13 protein-coding genes are annotated in these 16,162 nt (G+C 55.2%); all 13 read right to left on the bottom strand.

Annotation, left to right across the window (positions count from 1 at the left end):
- Window positions 1-2 precede the first annotated feature (2 nt).
- The 13 genes from mraY to bshC all read right to left on the bottom strand — a co-directional run bounded on the left by mraY (window position 3) and on the right by bshC (window position 16,132).
- Window positions 3-968 (bottom strand): phospho-N-acetylmuramoyl-pentapeptide-transferase, encoded by a 966-nt coding sequence (gene mraY, locus ACKGJP_RS23595; RefSeq protein WP_409341244.1) that lies wholly within the window; start codon window positions 966-968, stop codon window positions 3-5.
- 93 nt (window positions 969-1,061) lie between these two features.
- Entirely contained in the window at window positions 1,062-2,477 is a 1,416-nt protein-coding gene (murF, locus tag ACKGJP_RS23600; protein WP_409341245.1) for a UDP-N-acetylmuramoyl-tripeptide--D-alanyl-D-alanine ligase, read from the bottom strand.
- Window positions 2,474-3,973, bottom strand: a complete 1,500-nt coding sequence (locus ACKGJP_RS23605; RefSeq protein WP_409341246.1) for a UDP-N-acetylmuramoyl-L-alanyl-D-glutamate--2,6-diaminopimelate ligase — start codon at window positions 3,971-3,973, stop codon at window positions 2,474-2,476. Before ACKGJP_RS23605 ends, murF begins: the two co-directional genes overlap by 4 nt.
- Window positions 3,974-4,114: 141 nt before the next feature.
- Window positions 4,115-6,049, bottom strand: coding sequence for a stage V sporulation protein D (locus ACKGJP_RS23610; RefSeq protein ID WP_409341247.1), 1,935 nt, complete (start codon window positions 6,047-6,049; stop codon window positions 4,115-4,117).
- Between the two features lie 143 nt (window positions 6,050-6,192).
- Window positions 6,193-8,520 (bottom strand): penicillin-binding transpeptidase domain-containing protein, encoded by a 2,328-nt coding sequence (locus tag ACKGJP_RS23615; RefSeq protein WP_409341248.1) that lies wholly within the window; start codon window positions 8,518-8,520, stop codon window positions 6,193-6,195.
- 13 nt (window positions 8,521-8,533) lie between these two features.
- The gene (ftsL, locus tag ACKGJP_RS23620; RefSeq protein WP_409341249.1) at window positions 8,534-8,950 is read right to left on the bottom strand and encodes a cell division protein FtsL; all 417 of its coding nucleotides are present in this window, start codon (window positions 8,948-8,950) and stop codon (window positions 8,534-8,536) included.
- Between the two features lie 75 nt (window positions 8,951-9,025).
- Entirely contained in the window at window positions 9,026-9,976 is a 951-nt protein-coding gene (rsmH, locus tag ACKGJP_RS23625) for a 16S rRNA (cytosine(1402)-N(4))-methyltransferase RsmH (protein ID WP_409341250.1), read from the bottom strand.
- Window positions 9,977-10,083: 107 nt separating this feature from the next.
- Window positions 10,084-10,521 (bottom strand): division/cell wall cluster transcriptional repressor MraZ, encoded by a 438-nt coding sequence (gene mraZ / locus ACKGJP_RS23630; protein WP_409341251.1) that lies wholly within the window; start codon window positions 10,519-10,521, stop codon window positions 10,084-10,086.
- Window positions 10,522-10,679: 158 nt separating this feature from the next.
- Window positions 10,680-11,897, bottom strand: a complete 1,218-nt coding sequence (locus ACKGJP_RS23635; RefSeq protein WP_409341252.1) for a DUF4349 domain-containing protein — start codon at window positions 11,895-11,897, stop codon at window positions 10,680-10,682.
- 129 nt (window positions 11,898-12,026) lie between these two features.
- Window positions 12,027-12,668, bottom strand: a complete 642-nt coding sequence (locus ACKGJP_RS23640; RefSeq protein ID WP_409341253.1) for a nitroreductase family protein — start codon at window positions 12,666-12,668, stop codon at window positions 12,027-12,029.
- A gap of 104 nt (window positions 12,669-12,772) precedes the next feature.
- Window positions 12,773-13,006 (bottom strand): hypothetical protein, encoded by a 234-nt coding sequence (locus ACKGJP_RS23645; protein WP_409341254.1) that lies wholly within the window; start codon window positions 13,004-13,006, stop codon window positions 12,773-12,775.
- Window positions 13,007-13,154: 148 nt separating this feature from the next.
- Window positions 13,155-14,417, bottom strand: coding sequence for an adenosylhomocysteinase (locus tag ACKGJP_RS23650; protein WP_409341255.1), 1,263 nt, complete (start codon window positions 14,415-14,417; stop codon window positions 13,155-13,157).
- A gap of 95 nt (window positions 14,418-14,512) precedes the next feature.
- On the bottom strand, window positions 14,513-16,132 hold the full coding sequence (gene bshC / locus ACKGJP_RS23655; protein ID WP_409341256.1) for a bacillithiol biosynthesis cysteine-adding enzyme BshC: 1,620 nt from the start codon (window positions 16,130-16,132) through the stop codon (window positions 14,513-14,515).
- Between the last annotated feature and the right edge of the window lie 30 nt (window positions 16,133-16,162).

The raw sequence follows: 16,162 nt of genomic DNA on the forward strand, positions 1-16,162 counted from the left end.
CGTTAGAACACCTCGTTTACGTATAGTCCGATTCCCGCAAGAACGAGTCCGGTGATCCAGAACGTGATGACGACCCGCCACTCCGACCAGCCCGTCAGCTCGAAATGATGGTGGATCGGGCTCATCTTGAACACGCGCTTGCCTCTCGTCTTGAAGGATGTGACTTGAATGATTACGGATAGCACCTCTATCGCAAAAACGCCCCCGATTACGGCAAGCAGCAGCTCCTGCTTCGTCAAAATGGCGGCAGCCGCTAGACCGCCTCCGAGACCCAGCGAGCCGGTATCGCCCATAAACACCTTGGCGGGATGCGCGTTAAATACGAGAAAGCCGAGTACCGCGCCTACCGTCGCCGCGGAGAAAATCGCCGTTTCCGGGTTGTGGCTCTGCACCGCGATAATCACGTAAGCGCCGAAGGCGATTGCGCTTGTACCCGCAAGCAGGCCGTCCAAGCCGTCCGTAAAGTTTACGCCGTTGCTCGTCGCCAGCATCAGGAAAGCGACGAACGGGTAATACAGCCAGCCGAGCTTGATGTCGACGTTCGCAATCGGAATGTGAACGTCGGTCGAGTGCCCCATCCGGATAAGGAAGTAACACACCACCGCCGAGACGATCAGTTGACCGAGCAGCTTTTGCTTCGCGGTGAGCCCCAAGGAGCGTTTGAACAAAATCTTGATATAATCGTCTAGAAATCCGATTAATCCATAACCAAGCGAGGCGACCAGAAGGACGATCAGCTCGGAATTTTTGTCGGCAAAACGAAGCGCGGCTACCGCCAGCGCCAGTATGATAATGATACCGCCCATTGTCGGCGTCCCTTTTTTCTTCAAATGGCCCTGCGGACCGTCAGTGCGGATTTGCTGGCCGAATTTCAGCCTCCGCAAAAGCGGGATTAGCAGCGGCCCCGCAAGCAGCGCCAAAACGAAGGCGGTTGCCAGCGGAAACAGGATCTCTTTACTATCAATCATGACGGCACCCCTTGCACATTTCTTACATCCGTTTCCAAGTCGATAGCCGGACTGTTGGCAGTCCGGCAAGTTGCAGCGCGATTTCCGTTACCGTCAAACCGTTTCGTCCTCCGCTTGCAGCGCATGGATGACTTCCTCCAGCCGCATACCCCGGGAGCCTTTGACGATAACGGCGTCGCCTTCTTTAAGCAAACCGCGCAGCTCGCGAATCAAATCCGCTTTGTCGTCGAACGGACGAACCCGTTCCCCGCCGAACCGCACGGCCGCTTCCTCCGCGATATTCCGCGCTAGCTTGCCGTACGTGAAGACGCCGTCGATCGATTCCGGATCGAGGCCCCGGCCGATTTCGCGGTGGAATTCTTCCTCGCTGGGGCCGAGCTCCAGCATATCGCCGAGCACGGCGAATTTGCGGGAGTAGCCTTTAAGCTCCGTCAATAGCGACAGCCCCGCCTGCATCGAAGTCGGGCTTGCGTTGTAAGCGTCATTGAGCAGGAACGCGCCGTTCTTCAGCTTGACCGGCTCGATCCTCATGCTCGTAAGCTCAACGTCCTTGAGCCCTTGATCCAACTCGTCGTCGCAGACGCCCATGAATTTCGCTACGGCAATAGCCGCTAAAGCGTTGACGACGTTATGGAGACCGAGCAGCGGAATGTAAAAGCTGCGAGAGCCCGGCAGGTTCGTCTGGAAATGGGTTCCTTCGCCGTCTTGCATGACGCCTACCGGATATAGATCGTTCCGGTCCGAAGCGCCGAAGCGGTACCGGAGCATCGAGGCAGGCTGCGGCATATCCGGAAGCACCTGTTCGATCAAAGGCTCATCGCCGTTGTACACAAAAAAGCCGTCCGGCTTTAAACCGCTTAATATTTCCGTCTTGGCCCGGGCGATTTCCTCCCGCGTTCCGAGCTGGAGCAAATGCGCCTCCCCGATGTTGGTCACAATGACCGCTTCAGGCTCGGCGATCCGAGAGAGCAGCTCGATTTCGCCACGACCGCTCATTCCCATTTCCAGTACGGCCATTTCCGTCTGCTCATCCATTTCGAGGAGCGTCATCGGCAGCCCGATATGATTATTCAGATTGCCTGCCGTCTTGTGCACCTTATACGTCGTGCCGAGCAGCGAAGCGGTCAAATCCTTCGTCGTCGTTTTGCCGTTGCTTCCGGTAATTCCGACGATGCGCACCGGCAGTTCGTTTCTATAGGCATGCGCCAGCTGCTGCAGCGCCTCCAGCGTATCGTCGACCTCGATCAGCGGCAAGCCGTCTTCCGGCTTCGGCCGTCCGATTTGCCACAATGCTGCGGCCGCGCCTTTGGCCAGCGCCTCCAGCACATAATCGTGCCCGTCCCGCTGGCCTATGAGAGGCACAAACAAATTGCCCGGCTTTATGTTGCGCGTATCGAAGCAAACGCCCTTCACGACGATTTCGGTTACATCCGTGCCTGAAGGGCTTCCGGCATCGGTCAAGCTCTTGCCGACCATTTGTGCGATTTGCCCGCATGTGCGTGTAATCATTTGTTAAGTCCCCTTATCGCTTCCCTGGCTTCTTCGCGGTCGTCGAAATGATGCGTGACGCCCCCGATCAATTGGTACGTTTCGTGACCTTTTCCCGCAATCAATACTACATCGCCAGGGCTTGCCATTTCAATAGCCTTTTTAATCGCTTCGCGCCTATCCTCTAGCAGCTCGTACCGGTCTGCCGGAAAATGCGCTTCCTGCAAGCCCGGCTCGATGTCGAGTAAAATGGCCTGCGGATCCTCCGTACGCGGATTGTCGGAGGTGACGAATACATAATCGCTGTAGCGCGCAGCGATATTCCCCATGATCGGACGCTTGGTCCGGTCCCGGTCCCCGCCGCAGCCGAATACGGTAAGGATTCGCCCTTCGGCGAACTCCTTGATCGTTGCAAGCGCGTTTTCCACGCCGTCCGGCGTATGCGCGTAATCGACCGCCACAAGAAACGGCTGGCCTTCGTCGACCGTTTCCATTCTTCCGTCGACGACAGGCATTGTCGCAAGGCTGGCTCTGATCCGCTCCACCGGGACGCCTTCAACGAGCGCCGCAGCGATAGCGCCAAGCGCGTTGTATACGTTGAACTTGCCGATAAGCTTAAGCGAGATGTCGGTCCCGCCCGCAAAGGAATGCAAGCGGAAGGAAGTGCCTTGCGCCGTAATCCGAATATCCGTCGCACGGACGTCGGCCTCGTTCGCAATCCCATATGTAATCACCTGGGCCGGCGTTACGTTCGCAAAATAAGCGGAAGCCTCGTCATCCGCGTTCAGAATCGCGTATTTGCGATCTTCAGGATTCGCATAGAACTCGTTGCCCAGCCGCGAGAAGAACAAGCCTTTCGCTTCGCGGTAGGCGTCCATCGTGAGATGGAAATCAAGGTGATCCTGCGTCAGGTTCGTAAACACAGCCGTCCGGAATCGTGTCCCTAGCACCCTTCCGAGCTGGAGGCCATGCGACGACACCTCCATAAAGCAATAGTCGACATTCGCGTCGCTCATCCGGCGAAAACTTTGCTGCAGATCGGGACTTTCCAGCGTATTGCCTTCGTATTCGATTCTTTCGTCCCCGATTTTGAGACCGAGATTGCCCATCAATCCTGTTTGGAAGCCTTGCTCCCTCATGATATGTTCCATTATATGAGCCGTCGTCGTTTTCCCGTTCGTTCCTGTTACGCCGATGACCTGCAGTTCGCGGCTCGGATAGCCGTACAAATGATTCGCGATGACGGCCATCGCAAACCGCACGTTCGGTACGATCAGCATCGGAACGTTGACATCCAGTTCGCGCTCGCAAAGCAGCGCAACGGCGCCGTTAGCTATGGCGTCGCCGGCAAACTGGTGACGGTCTTTAAATTTCAAATTCGGCGGCGTCGGCACACACAAATATAAATCGCCGGATTGTACCAGGTGCGAATCGATCTTCAGCCCCGTAAATTCGACTGTGCCGTCCCCAATCAGTTTCTTTACAGGCAATAGCGCCGCCACTTCGTTCAGCCTCATGGGAAATCCCCCTCTCCTCGGCCTGCCGCTCGCCGTCCGCTCCCGGATTCGATCGCTCATGCGACAGGCGATGCCCCTCTACTATCTTTATTACCTATTTCAACGTTTCATTGACATAAATATCGAAAAATGAACAAAAAATCAACTGCCGGCTTCCTTTTTGGCGTCCGACATAAAGATACGGATCGTCGAGCCCTGCTCCAGCCTTGTGCCTGCGGCAGGCTGCTGCTTGACGACCATATTGCCTTCACCCGATTTGCTTAGCTGAAAATCCATGTTCATATCTTCGTAAATATCCTGAACCGTCATGCCTACAAGATTCGGCACCTCGAGTATTTTTGTGTCCCCGTATACGTATTCGCGTTCGACTTGCTCTTTGCTCGGCTCCACGTTCATATAGCGCAGCGCGTCGCCCATAATGTTGCGCACGACAGGCGCCGCGACCAAGCCGCCGAACTGGATGCCTTGCGGATTGTCGATCGCCACGTATACGACGACTCTCGGTTTGTCCGCCGGCGCGAAGCCGATGAACGATACGATATGCTCGTTCGCCGAGTAGCGGCCGTTGATGACCTTCTGCGCGGTTCCGGTTTTGCCGCCGACGCGGTAACCGTCGAGAAACGCATTTTTCCCCGTCCCTTGGGCTACGACTCTTTCGAGCGCGTAACGAACCTGCTGGGACGTTTCCTCCGAGATGACGGTACGCACCAGCTCCGGCTCGATTACATCGATCACTTCGCCCGTTTCCGGGTTCACCCAGCTTTTGGCGATGTGAGGCTTGAACAGCTTCCCGCCGTTAATCGCGGCGGATACGGCGGCAACCTGCTGGATCGGGGTGACGGAAACCCCTTGCCCGAAGGAAGTGGTCGCCAGCTCGACCGGACCGACCTTCGACATTTTGAACATAATGCCGTTCTCTTCGCCGCCGAGATCGATTCCCGTTTTCTTGCCGAAGCCGAACCGGTTAATGTAATCGAACAGCGTTTCTTTGCCGAGCCGGTTCCCCATGACGACAAAGCCGGGGTTGCACGAATTTTCGACGACCTCGAGGAACGTCTCGCTGCCGTGGCCGCCCCGCTTCCAGCAGCGCAATCTGGCGCCGGCCACTTCGATGTAGCCGGGATCGTGGAACTGCTCTTTAAAATTCACTTTCTTTTCCTGCAGCGCCGCAGCCAGTGTGATGATTTTGAACGTCGACCCCGGCTCGTACGTCATCCAGATCGGCAGGTTGCGGTTAATGACCTCGGACGGAGAGTTTCTATAATTCCCAGGCTCGTAGGAGGGCTTTCCGGCCATCGCAAGCACTTCGCCGTTCGTAGGATCCATCATAATGGCGATTGCATTGTTCGCTTGATATTTGAGCATCGCTTGATCGAGCTCGCGCTCGAGGACCGATTGCAGATAGCTGTCTACCGTCAGCTGCAAATTCAAGCCGTCCATCGGCTTGGAATAGCGGTCGGTCGAGTTCGGCATCTTCTTGCCGGAAGCGTCCGACAAGAACGACACGCTGCCTCTGATGCCGGTCAGCTGCTTATCGTACTGCGCCTCTACGCCGGTCAAGCCCTGGTTGTCGATGCCTGTAAAGCCGAGAATATGCGCGGCAAGCTGACCGAAAGGATAGTACCGCTTGTTGTCTTCCGCGACGACGATGCCGGGCAAGTTCAGAGCCCGGATCTGATCCGCCTTCTCCTCGCTTATTTTCCGGCCGCCGGGCTGTATTTTGACTATGAGCTCGCGCTTCGTAATCTGATTGTATATCGTTTGCTCCGAGAACTGCAACGCAGCGGACAGCTTGGCCGCCGTCTGCTGCGGATCCTTGATCTGCGCAGGAATCGCCATCACGGAGGGCGAGCTGATATTGTACGTCAGCTTGACGCCGTTGCGGTCCCATACTTCCCCGCGCTTCGCCGCGAAAGGAATATTTCTGCGCCAAGACTCCTCGGCCTTGACCGCAAGATCGGAGCCGATCCACAGCTGAACATAGCCGAGCCGTACGACCAGCGCCGCAAAAACGAACGTTCCGGCAATAAGCGCAAACAATAAACGTTTGCGAATCGTTACGTTGGAAACCTTCATGACATGTCCCTCCCGAGCCTATGAAAATGATTCGACCGCCGCCTGTTGACAGACAAGCGGACAAGATCGTTTCATATCCAGACTATTCGGGACAAACAGGGGTTAGAACAAGCTTATCCGGCATCGCCGGATAAGCTTGTTCGTTATCGCTTCGCGCCGGATCCGCTCTGCTGGCTGGACGCCCCGGCAGAGCCCGTCTTCTTCCCGTCTTCGGTCTTGACGGGATCCGCAGCTTTCTTCTCGTCGGCGGCGGACTGCTCGTCGATCGGCTTGAGCTCCAGGGCGACAACCTTGGTGCCTTTCTCATCGCTGACGGACTGCGAGGCCACGTACCCTTCCCCGCTCGCCTTGCACTGCACCTCGAGCTCGGCGCAAATCTCCATCGCCTCGCGCAGAGATGAGCCTTTCATATCGGGAACCTGCGCGCCTTGAGACTCTTGGGTCATCAGCAGCACGCGCTGCGACATCGCGATTTCGGTTCCGGCCGCCGGAGATTGCTTCAGCACCTTGCCGCCGGTGCCGAGCACCTCGGATTTCAATCCGGTTTGCTTCAAAAGCGTCCCCGCTTCGGCCAGCGTTTTGCCGGTTACGTCGGGAACGACTGCGATCGCTTCGACGCCCGCCGTCGTCTTCGAAGCGGACGAGCCGGTATTGCCGCGTACGTTCATGTAACGGAGGCTTTGCGTCATGATGTCCTTGAACACCGGCGCCGCTACCTCGCCGCCCTTGTGGTAGTTTCCGCCTAAATCCGGCTGATCGGCGAGAACGGCGACCAGCAGGCGGGGATTTTCCACAGGCGCGAAGCCGACGAAAGTAATGACCCATGTATCAGTCGAATATCCTTTGCCCGGAATAACGATGTTAGCCGTGCCCGTCTTACCCGCAACCCGATAGTCGCTAATGTAAGCGCGGCGGCCCGTTCCGATATCCTGGTTGGCGACGACCTGCTCCAGGTAAAGGGAGGTCTGCTTTGCCGTTTCCGGCGAGATGACTTCGCGGACGACTTTGGGTTCAAAAGATTGGATGACTTCGCCGCTCTGCGGATCGATAACGTCTTTGATGATATGCGGCTCCATCAACTTGCCGCCGTTCGCGACCGCAGCATAAGCAGCTACCTGCTGGAGTAAAGTAGTGAGCACTTGACCTTGTCCGTAAGTCGCTGTTCCGTACTCCGAATCATATTTCATATTGACGATTCCCTTTATCTCATTCGGCAAAGCGATACCCGTCTTTTTGCCAAAACCGAAATTCATTATGTAATCCGTCAGCAGTTTAGGCCCAAGCTTCTCGAAGCCAAGTTTAACGAAGGCTACATTACTGGATCGAAGCAAGCCTTCCATATAGGTAATCGTACCCCATCCCTTCGTTTCATGGTCATGAAGCTCTCGACCGCCAATCGGAATTTTACCTGATACGAATCTGTCGTTCGGGTCGAACTTACCTTCCTGTACGGCACCGGCCAGCGTCACGACCTTAAACGTCGAGCCCGGCTCGTATTGCGATGCGACCGCATGGTTGATGTAATCGCTTTGGCTGTTAACATCCCAATATTTATTCGGGTTGAAATCGGGCGCATTCGCCAGAGCCAGTATTTCCATCGTCTGCGGATCGACCGCAATGGCCGTCATGCTTTTGGGCTTCCATTTGTCATAGGATGTTTTAAGTGCGGTTTCCACATAATATTGGATGTTTTGGTCGATCGTCAAGCGGACGGTTTTACCATTTTCCGCCGGATTGATCGAAATCTTCGAATTTGGCAGCTCTACGCCCATCGCATCTCTTTCATGATAAAGCGTTCCGCTCTTGCCGCGCAGCATCTCGTCCAGCGTCGACTCGATGCCCCCGACCGCTTTTCCTTCCTTATCGATATAGCCGAGAACATGGGACGCCAGCCGGTTGGAAGGATAGTACCGCTTCTGTGTCTCCGTGATGGAGATACCGGTTAGCTTCGACCGCGTTCGCTCGGTCAGTTCGACGATGAAGGCATCGAGCCGCTTTTTCGTTTCTCCGTCAATTTTCCACCCTTCGGGTTTGATTTCCACATTTCTCAGAAAGCCGCTTCCGTCCGACTTTTTCTTCGTCACGAGGCCGTATATTTTTTTCTCCAGCTCCGCAATGACGGCGGGATCTTGACTAGTGGTCAGAATACCGGCCAAGCCGCGGGCGATGTCCCAGTCGAGCTGGGCCGAATTGATCGCTTTCGGATTCGTTTTCTTCTGATTGATATAGTCGGGATCCACCGAAACCGTATAGGCGACCGCCTCTTCGGCGAGCGTTCTGTCGTTGCGGTCCAGAATGTCGCCCCGCTTGGCAGCCAGAACTTCCGACTTGCTCCAAATATCCTCCGCCTTTTCGCGCAGAGAGGATGCTTCGACAACCTGCACCCAATACATGCGGGCAACCAAACCGGTAAACAAAAGCGTAAAAAAGACGCCCAGCAGAAGCGAGCGCAATTTGGTTTTCTTCTCCATCTTTTTCCCTCCGTTACGGTTTTTCGGCTGCCTTCGGCGCTTGAGCGACCGGTTTACCCGGAACGTGTACGACTTGCGTTTCATCGATCGGCTTCAAGCCGTTTTTCTCGACTTCGATCTTCAGACGGTTCGGATCCATCAGCTTGTTGACTTCCTGCTTAAGCGTGCTGTTCTCTGCTTCCAGTTTTTTTAGCTTGCTTTGGATACTTTGAATATTGTTGTTCATTTCATAGATTTGCGCGTAGCGCCAAATAATGACGCCGGCGACTACAACGCACACGAATACCGTGAACAAATACATCAGCTTTTCTTGTACCGGAATCGTCCTCGCTTTATATACGACCTTGCGCGTTTCGCGAATGCGGACGCGGCCGGCCTCCTTCGGTTGTTCCTTCGGTTTCGTAGCTAAATTGCCATGCATGTAAGCCATCCGGAGTCACTCCTCTCGTTTATAAGGGTAAGGGCGCAATGCCATATCGATAAGGCTTGATTGTAAGGCGGCTCTTTACACTCTTTCCGCCACGCGCAGCTTCGCCGAGCGGGCCCGCGGATTCGCCTCCAGCTCTTCTGCGGAAGGATCGAGCGGCTTTCGGTTAACCAGCTTGAGCAGCGACTTTTTTTGACAGACGCATAGCGGAAAACCGGGCGGACATGTGCATTTTTCTACATATTTCGCGAAAAGCTGCTTGCAAATCCGGTCCTCGAGCGAATGAAACGTGATGACGGATATGCGTCCGCCCGGCGACAGACAGCGGATCGAGCTTTCCAGCGCATCTTCCATCGCCCCGAGCTCGTCGTTGACGGCGATTCGTATGGCTTGAAAGCTTCGTTTGGCCGGGTGCGGCCCCGTTCGGCGCGCTGCCGCCGGAATGCCTTCTTTAATGATTTCCGCCAGCCTGCCCGTCGATTCGATCGGCGATTTTTCCCGCTCCGACACAATTCGAGCCGCAATGCGCCGCGAAAATTTTTCCTCGCCGTACTCGTACAAAATTCGCGCAATTTCGCTCTCCGGCCATTCGTTTACGACCTCGCGGGCGGTAAGCCGCTCGGAACGGTCCATCCGCATGTCCAAATCCGCGTCATGATTATAGCTGAACCCTCGATCCGCTTCGTCCAGCTGAGGCGAAGATACGCCAAGATCGAACAGGATCCCGTCCACCTGGGGTTCGCCGTCTTTTACCGGCACATCCAGCCCAAGCAGCACGTCCCGAATATCGCGAAAATTCGTTTTGACCAGCGTCACGCGGTCGGCATACGGCTTCAGTCTTTGCTCGGCATTGGCTAGCGCCGCATCGTCCTGATCGAGTGCGATCAGCCTGCCTTGGGGCCCCAGCTTCGATGCGATCAGCTCGCTGTGACCTGCGCCCCCCAGCGTGCAGTCGACATAAATGCCGTCCGGCTTAATCCGTAATCCTTCAACCGCTTCTTCCTTCAATACCGTGATGTGATGAAACACCTGCAGTCCTCCTTGATGTCCGGCGAACGGCTCCTGCATGGCTGCAGGGAGAACGCCGATTGGCCTTTCTATATGAATCTTGGTGAGCGATCGCGGCAAACGGCATGTTACAGATCAAAATTAAAGTCGACAAGCTTCTCGGCAATCTCGTTAAACGATTCTTCCGATTGGGCGAAGTAGCTTCCCCATTGCTCTTTGCTCCAAATTTCCACCCGGTTCGAGACGCCAAGCACGACGCAATCCTTGGCCAGCTTGGCATGTTCCACCAAATTGCCGGGTATATTTACCCTTCCCTGCTTGTCTAGCTCGCATTCCGTGGCGCCGGAGAAAAAAAAGCGGGTGAACGCGCGCGCGTCCGACTTCATAAGCGGCAGCGCCTTGAGCTTCTGCTCGAGCACGGCCCATTCCTGCATCGGGTACACGAACAAGCACTGGTCGAGGCCGCGGGTAAGAACGAAAGTCGAGCCGAGGGCTTCGCGAAACTTGGCCGGTATGATCATACGGCCCTTTTCGTCGATGCTATGCTGGTATTCCCCCATAAACATCGAACCCTCTCCCCCTTCCCCCACTTTGCCCCACTTTTCACCACTAAATATGAGTTATTCGCCACCAAAACAAAAAGTCCTGCTCCATGTGCAGGACTTTTCGCAATCCGATTAAGTTTTTTATTGCGCGAAAGTGCAAGCCTAAAGCATTTTCGGCGTTATTTCTTCTCCTGATCGTTCTTTTCTTCGTCCGTATCGCTTGCTTTCGGGGGTGTCGAATCGATCTTTTCGCCATATACGCCTTGGTGCTGCTGCGGGTTATTTCTGCGGCCTTTGGCGTAGCTGTAAATAACCGGAATGCCCACTATACCCAGCACGAGCAGGATCGGGAGCGCCCCGGCTAGAAAGACGAAAATCCCTTCAAACAGATCGACGAGAAAATCGGTGCTGCCTTTCAAGGCATTTCCCGCTTTGGTAACGGCCGACTTCGGCGGTTCTCCCTCGTTTGCCGTCTTCGCCCCGCTTAAACGCTCATACAAACGCAATTCGATCGTGGACAACGATACATTTTGATCGATGAATCGCATGCGCCCTTTGATTTTCTCGATATCTTCCTGAACTTTGCCAAGCTGGTTCGAAAAAGCGACGAGATCGTCGGCCTTCATCGCCTTCTCCATGAAAGAGAGGAGACGCGATTCCTCCACTTCCTTCCCTTTCAGCCTGGAGGCGAGATCGACGTATTCCTCCGTAACGTCCTGCCCCTGTACGCTGCGCTGCAGCTTCAGGTGGCCGAGCTTGCCAAGATCGGCAAGAAACGTCGAGAAGCCGTTCGCCGGCACCTTAATGGTAAACGTTCCGCTTTTTTCGCCGCTCGTTTGATTTTCGGAAAACACCAAAATATACCCGCCGTTCAACGTTATCAAATTTTGTATGTCCGTTTGCGCGTCGTCATAGCTTTTGACTTCCATCGCGATATTCGCCTTATAGATCAGCTTGCGGCTGATTGCATCGGATGCGTCGCCCATCCCCGATCCGGCCGCCGTTTTCGGCTGCGAGGTTGCGGCGGGGGAAGTCTGATTTTTATCGGCGGCAGCGGTGCCGGCCGTTTTGGCATCGGCCGCCGATTTTTCATTCGCCGCCTCCGGTTTGGCGGCGGCATTGTCAGCGGTTTGCGCGGTGCTTCCGCTCTCGGATAAAGCGTTTTCATTCGCGGCGCTGCAGCCTGCCAGCAACGCTGCCGTGATCAGAAGTGCAGCTGCCGCTTTCCAGCCGTTCCTTTGCGCCCCCCTATCTTGCTTGTGACCGGAAATAGACTGGCATTCCGCTTGCTGTCTTCCCCTATCCCGTTCGCCCGAACCTTTAAAACCCGCACCTCTCGCGTTCACCAAACTGCCGTTTTCTTCTGCATTTTTCTTTACACTGTCTCTGTTCTGCATACCAAAAACCCCCTTCGTCCCGGTTTACGGATCGGATAAAACGCCTTGCGGCATTCAATCTGTAAACGAAGGGGGTCTTGGAAATGTTGCATATATTTGGAGGATGAGCCCAAATATAGTTGCGTTCCGCTAGAACGATTCCCTGACGATCAGCTGCTCGATCGGAAAACGAACTGTCGGATGTGCGGCGGCCGCCTGTTTGCCGACGGTAATCATCATGACGGGCACGTACCGCTGCGGAATTTGAAAGGCTTCTATGAGCATCGGCCTGTTAAAACCGCCCATCGGGCACGTATCGTAGCCTTTCGCTTTGGCAGCCAGCATGACCTGCATGGCGGCTAAGCCCGTATTGAGCATCGCCTCGTCGCGCGGCGTTTGCCCGCCTGCGGCGTAAGCCTGCTCGATATTCGCCAGCAGCGTATCGTAAGCCTGTTTCGGGAAAGCCCCTGCCTCCAAAGCAGGCCGATAGACGGCTTCCGCGGATAAATTCGCTTGCAGATCGCCGAGCATGACGATGACGGCCGAGCATTCGCTAACCTGCCGCTGATTATTGGCAATAGCCAAAAGCCGGTCTTTGTTGCGCTGTTCCGCAATGACGAGAAACCGCCAATGCTGAAGATTCCAGGAAGACGGGGCGTTTGCGGCCTGTTCCAAAATAGCGGTCAGTTCTTTTTCCGGAATCGTAAATCCGGCCTCGTATTTCCGAACGGAATGGCGGGAACGCATTGCTTCTTCCACGGTCATAAGCGTCGTTTGTGCGGCAGATGCCATCTTGACCTTCCTCTCGCAAGGGAATAATGGAACGGAGAATTACTCGATTAGTTTCTCCCGTTTCGAAAGCCGATCGTATGGTAATTTCCCGCAGTACGCTTCGGCTATTCCTCGTTCCCTTGCCGTCCCCGTCTTTTCTCGTACCGGTCGTCGACTTCGCTCGCCATCTGACGGTATCTTTCCGTTTCCTCGCGCACAGGATCTTTTGCCGCCTGAATGCGTATCTCATATTTGGCCGAAAGCCTCTTTACCGCCGTCTCTCCGGGGTCATCCGCCTTAAGCTCCCCCTCGGAAAGCGCTTCGCTTAAGTGCTGCTCCAGTTCCGACTTCTTATCCAATCCGCCGCCTCCTCTCTGGCTCCCATTGATTAAGCTTAGTATGAAGCAAACAGGCGTCATGTCATACAAGCTAAAGGCTTTCCCCTTGCTGCTGCGGCGGTCATGCAAAAGAAAAGCGCTCCCCCGCAAAGAGGAACGCCTTTTTCTTCTAGTGCTCTGCCCAGCTGTCCAGATACGCCTTCTGTTCCGCCGACAGCGAATCGATCCCGATGCCCAACGATTCCAGCTTGAAGCGCGCCACTTGCTCGTCAAGCTCGTAAGGCACGTTTACGACTTGGCTGCCGATTTCCTTATACTGATCGTTCACGTACTTCAGCGACATGGCTTGGAGCGCGAACGTCATATCCATGATTTCAGCCGGATGCCCGTCGCCTGCCGCCAAGTTTACGAGACGTCCTTCCGCCAAAATATAGAACTTCCGTCCGTCCGCAAGCTGATACTCCACAATGTTGCGGCGCACCGTGCGGATCGAGACGGCCAGCGCTTCCAGCTCGGGCTTGTTTACTTCGACGTCGAAATGGCCGGCATTGGACAATATCGCGCCATCCTTCATCACTTTGTAGTGCTCGCCGGTGATGACGTCGCGGTTGCCCGTTACCGTCACGAAGAAATCGCCGACCTTCGCCGCTTCGCTCATCGGCATAACGGCAAAGCCGTCCATGTACGCCTCAACCGCTTTGATTGCGTCGATCTCGGTAACGACCACGTTCGCGCCAAGCCCTTTTGCGCGCATCGCAACCCCTTTGCCGCACCAGCCGTAGCCGGCTACGACGACCGTCTTGCCCGCAACGACGAGATTCGTCGTCCGGTTAATGCCGTCCCATGCGGATTGGCCTGTACCGTAACGGTTATCGAATAAGTATTTGCAGAATGCGTCGTTCACCGCGACCATCGGGAACTTCAGCTGCCCTTCTTTCTCCATCGCCTTCAAGCGCAAAATGCCTGTCGTCGTTTCTTCCGCGCCGCCGCGAACGTTAGCAAGTAAATCCTGACGTTCCGCATGAAGAATGGATACGAGATCGCCGCCGTCGTCAATGATAAGATCCGGAGCGGTCTCCAGCGTTTTGATCAGCAGCTCCTTGTATTCCTCCGGACTCGGATTGTATTTCGCGAATACCGTAATGCCGTCCTCGACCAGCGCCGCACAAACGTCGTCCTGCGTCGACAGCGGGTTGCTGCCAGTAATGGCGACTTCCGCGCCGCCCGCTTTGACTACCTTAGCCAAGTAAGCGGTTTTCGCTTCGAGGTGCAAGGAAATAGCGACTTTCAATCCTTTAAAAGGCTGTTCTTTCTCGAATTGCGCTTTGATCCGATTCAGCACCGGCATATGCGCGCTCGCCCAATCGATTTTCAAATGGCCTTCCGGCACAAGCGCCAGGTCCGTTACGATGCTTCTTTCTTTCGCAGACATATACAACCTCCAAGTGATTATTGATAATAGATTTTCGGGTCCCCCGCAAAGTACCGGAATAAGCTACCGTGCATGACGTCACTTTATGGGGATCGTTATAGATGGACGACGCGGTGGAAACCGTCCGATTCGTATGGCGTTTCGGCTAGCACGTGCAGCCATGAATCTCCATACTTGTTCAAGTAAGCATACACATTATACACTCTTTCCTGCAGTTTGCCGATAGGTGATATCGTTAATTTGATTCGATCCAGCTGCCGCACCGCCGATTCGTGCTGCGATTGCCGGGCGTCGATCGCCTTTGCTTTCAGAAAGCCGATCTGCTCGGAAATTTTCTGCATATTCGTTTCCCCCAGCTTGCGGAGGCCTGCATTAATGCCCGCAATATCTTCGACAAGCGGAGCATACATATCGTGAAACTTCGTAACGATCTCGTCAAAGCGCTCTTCGATGCGAAGTTCGTCCTGTCCCTTCAGCCATTCGTTCTTCTTCTCGTCGAAACGGGCCAGCGCATCTTCGAAGGAGAACTCGTACTTGGCCATGTACTTGACCAGCGTACCTTCCAGCAGCGTATATTCCTGCCTTGGAACGATGACGGGCATCCGCATGCCCAGAGCATGAAATACGCCCTTCAGCTGCGACCAATAAGCGATTTCGCCGGGTCCCAGCACCACGCCCAGCACGGGCAGCACGAAGTCCTGCATCGCCGGCCGCGTCATCACGTTGTTGCTGAACCGTTCGGGCGATTGCTCCGTCCACTGCAGCAGCTCCTCCATTCCGATCCGGAACTGCTTCTTGCGATCGGTGAATTCATCTTCCTCCGCTAGGAGCAGCACTCGCTCGCCGTCCTCCCGGTACAGAAACAGGTTCGCGCTGTTCTCGGCCGTTTCCGCTTGCGGGCGGTAGCCTAGCGCTTCGACCCTTGCCATTCCGGCCTTTACGGCATCTTGAATGTCTCGGTGCGACTTCAAGATTTGTCTGAACATCGGGCCTTCCAGCTTGCGCAGATCGGGATCGTCGGAATCCAGCAAAACCAAGCCGTGCCTGCCGAATAAATCGGCAATAATCCGCGCGAAAAAAGCGACCAGCGTATCCGAACGATCGGCGAACGCACGAAGCTTATCAAGCAGCGGCGCTTTGAATTCGGTATCGGGCAGCAAGCTCCCGAGCTGATTGACCGCTTCGTTCCATTCCGGGATTTCCAGTCTGCTGATGGACGTCCGAATTCCGGTTGGATGGCTGATTTGGATTTTCTCCAGCGATTGCTGCGCGTTCAGGACGTATGTATGATTCACTTCATCGAAATCATGGTCCTCCCCGGCAATCCAGAAGACGGGCACGACGGGTCTGTTCAGTCTGGACGAAGCTTCCCGGGCTGCCTGCAGCACCGTAATCGCTTTGTATACGACAAGGAGCGGCCCTGTAAACAGTCCCGCTTGCTGCCCGCCCACGACAACCAGCGTACGCGGATCGCGAAGCAAACGGATATTTTCGATCGCTTCCGGCGCGTTCTCCATCTTCTCGTTAAAAGCGAGCAACAGCTCGGTAAGCTCGGCGCGACTTACTCCCGTCGTCCTCCCGTTATCAAGCCACTCGGCCCGTTCCGTCCAAGCCTCCGGAGCATAATCGTAAAGCGTTTGGACATCCTCTAAAGCGGACGTATATTGTTCGGCTAAAGGCTGGCTCTTGGGCCAGCGAACCGTTTCGATTTTCATCGTTATTGCCTCCCCTTGGCACGTGCGTGC

Origin of the sequence: Paenibacillus litoralis (genome assembly GCF_046244365.1) — a bacterium.
Lineage (GTDB): Bacteria > Bacillota > Bacilli > Paenibacillales > NBRC-103111 > Paenibacillus_V.

What these genes read in the sequence shown, in the direction of transcription:
- mraY (WP_409341244.1), bottom strand. Translation starts at nt 968, where the DNA reads ATGATTGATAGTAAAGAGATCCTGTTTCCGCTGGCAACCGCCTTCGTT.
- murF (WP_409341245.1), bottom strand. Translation starts at nt 2,477, where the DNA reads ATGATTACACGCACATGCGGGCAAATCGCACAAATGGTCGGCAAGAGC.
- ACKGJP_RS23605 (WP_409341246.1), bottom strand. Translation starts at nt 3,973, where the DNA reads ATGAGGCTGAACGAAGTGGCGGCGCTATTGCCTGTAAAGAAACTGATT.
- ACKGJP_RS23610 (WP_409341247.1), bottom strand. Translation starts at nt 6,049, where the DNA reads ATGAAGGTTTCCAACGTAACGATTCGCAAACGTTTATTGTTTGCGCTT.
- ACKGJP_RS23615 (WP_409341248.1), bottom strand. Translation starts at nt 8,520, where the DNA reads ATGGAGAAGAAAACCAAATTGCGCTCGCTTCTGCTGGGCGTCTTTTTT.
- ftsL (WP_409341249.1), bottom strand. Translation starts at nt 8,950, where the DNA reads ATGGCTTACATGCATGGCAATTTAGCTACGAAACCGAAGGAACAACCG.
- mraZ (WP_409341251.1), bottom strand. Translation starts at nt 10,521, where the DNA reads ATGTTTATGGGGGAATACCAGCATAGCATCGACGAAAAGGGCCGTATG.
- ACKGJP_RS23635 (WP_409341252.1), bottom strand. Translation starts at nt 11,897, where the DNA reads ATGCAGAACAGAGACAGTGTAAAGAAAAATGCAGAAGAAAACGGCAGT.
- ACKGJP_RS23640 (WP_409341253.1), bottom strand. Translation starts at nt 12,668, where the DNA reads ATGGCATCTGCCGCACAAACGACGCTTATGACCGTGGAAGAAGCAATG.
- ACKGJP_RS23650 (WP_409341255.1), bottom strand. Translation starts at nt 14,417, where the DNA reads ATGTCTGCGAAAGAAAGAAGCATCGTAACGGACCTGGCGCTTGTGCCG.
- bshC (WP_409341256.1), bottom strand. Translation starts at nt 16,132, where the DNA reads ATGAAAATCGAAACGGTTCGCTGGCCCAAGAGCCAGCCTTTAGCCGAA.